Genomic DNA, 2,098 nt, shown 5'->3' with positions numbered 1-2,098 from the left:
GTACTTTTGGATACAATTATTGGGCAAAATTATAAAAATAATGTTTAATATTGCTGAATATATTACATATGTATATCTTTACAAGATACATTTTTCTTGTATGAATCTGTACAATCTTGATGATTTGACCGTTCCTTCCTCCACACTTTGACAGCAGCATAATCTAAGCCATAACCCAAAAACCACACGCCAGCCACCCCAGGGTGGTTTTTTTCGTATTTGGTGTTATGACTTAAAACATATTTTCGTATTGTTATGTATTTATATTTACAATCATCCCTGTTTCATATATACTGAAGGCAAGGAGAAACACCATGGCCTACATGATGACCAAGAACGTGCTCAAGAGCGGCGACACGATCTATTACATCAACACCGTCAGCCGCATCCCGGGGGAGAAGACCAAGCACAAGCAGGTCATGGTCGAGAAGTTCTCCGCCAACGACCTGAGAAGCCGCGGAGAGGAGGATCCGCAGGCCTACGTGCTGCAAAGGCTGAACGAGCTCAGGGAAGAGGCCAGGAATACGGTGAGGACGATGAGCTACCAGGTCGACCTCGGCCTTGGGCTCAGCCTGTCCGGAGAAGGAGACCTCCGGGTTTCGGATGACTGCAAGAACCTCGGGTTCGCCGCCTACTCGAGGCTGTACCACCGCCTGGAGCTGGACGAGTTCGTCAACAACCGGCGCAGGTACCTGGACTGCTCTTTCAACATCAACGTCATCTTCCAGCACCTGCTCTACTCGCGATGCCTGTGGCCGGCCTCCAAGAAAAACACCTGGGAGCACAAGGGGCGGTTCTTCGGCGACACGGGCTACGGCCTTCAGGACGTCTACCGGAGCATGGACAGCCTGCTGAAGTGGAGGACCGACCTGCTGAGGCACCTGGACTCCAAGGTGAAGCAGAAGTTCGGGAGAAGGGACACGGTGGTGTTCTACGACGTCACCAACTACTACTTCGAGCGGGATGAGGCGGATGACGAGAACGGGCTCAGGGCCAAGGGCCCCTGCAAGGAGCACCGGCCCGAGCCCATCATCCAGATGGGCCTGTTCATGGACGAGCTTTCCATTCCCATCACCTACGAGCTGTTCAGGGGCAACACCAACGACTGCGAGACGCTGCCCGAGGCGATGGATGGCAGCATCATCGACTTTTCCGACAGCCGCAAGATCGTGGTGGCGGACAAGGGGATGATGAGCTACTACAACATCATGAAGATCCGGGATGCGAGGAACGGGTATGTGATCAGCCAGTCCATACGGAAGTCGGACTCCCAGACCAAGGAGTTCGCGCTCTCGGACGAGGGGTGGGAGCATGTGCTGGACGGCAACGGCAACGTGGTGTCCATGATCAAGGAGAGGACGATCCCCAGGAGGGCAAGCACCTACGGCGACATCGACGGCAAGAAGCACAGCGGGACCTACAATGAGCGGCAGGTGTTCATCTGGAGCAGGAAGTACAGCGACAGGGCGAGGCACGAGCGGCAGGCGGTGATCGAGAAGGCGCTTCAGTCCGAGGGCAAACGGTCGAAGGACTTCAAGGACTCCAGCTACGGCAAGAGCAAGTACCTGAGGAAGAGCCCCGTCAAGGCGGGGGAGCTGGTACAGGCCGACTGGTGCCTCTACGAGTTCGACGCCTCGAGGCTGGAGGAGGACGAGAAGTACGACGGCTACTACCTCATCTGCACCAACGTCGTCGGGGTCGGGGACGAGTCGCAGATCAATCCCGACAAGCCGTCCAGCCATGCATACTATCGGGATTCGGACGGGTTCTTGGTGTTGAACCATGTGGTGCCTGCCTCGGAGATAGCGGACATCTACCGAGGGCTTTGGAAGATCGAGGAGACGTTCAAGGTCACCAAGACGGGGATGCTGTCGTTGAGGCCGGTGTTCCACAGCAGGCAGGACAGGATACGGGCCCACTTCCTTATCTGTTTCATTTCCTTGGTCCTGGAACGGCTGCTGGAGCTGCAGCTCGGCTGGAAATACTCGGCCAAGTCGATACAGCAGTCGCTTTCCCATTTCAACGCCGTGCAGCTGGCGAACTCGAACATCTACCAGGTCGCATACTATGACGTGCTGGTCGACACCATACTCAAGGC

General features: G+C 55.4%; 1 protein-coding gene. It reads left to right on the top strand.

Features of this window, described 5'->3' with window-relative positions; all coding sequences use genetic code 11:
* Positions 1-314: 314 nt before the first annotated feature.
* The coding region (locus tag JF818_RS09125; RefSeq protein ID WP_198891706.1) for an IS1634 family transposase at positions 315-2,098 on the top strand (1,784 nt) is incomplete at its 3' end.

Source organism: Sphaerochaeta sp. S2 (assembly GCF_016406725.1).
Classification (GTDB): domain Bacteria; phylum Spirochaetota; class Spirochaetia; order Sphaerochaetales; family Sphaerochaetaceae; genus Sphaerochaeta.
The sequence above is the reverse complement of the archived record's forward strand: the minus strand, read 5'-3'. Positions and strand labels throughout refer to the sequence as shown.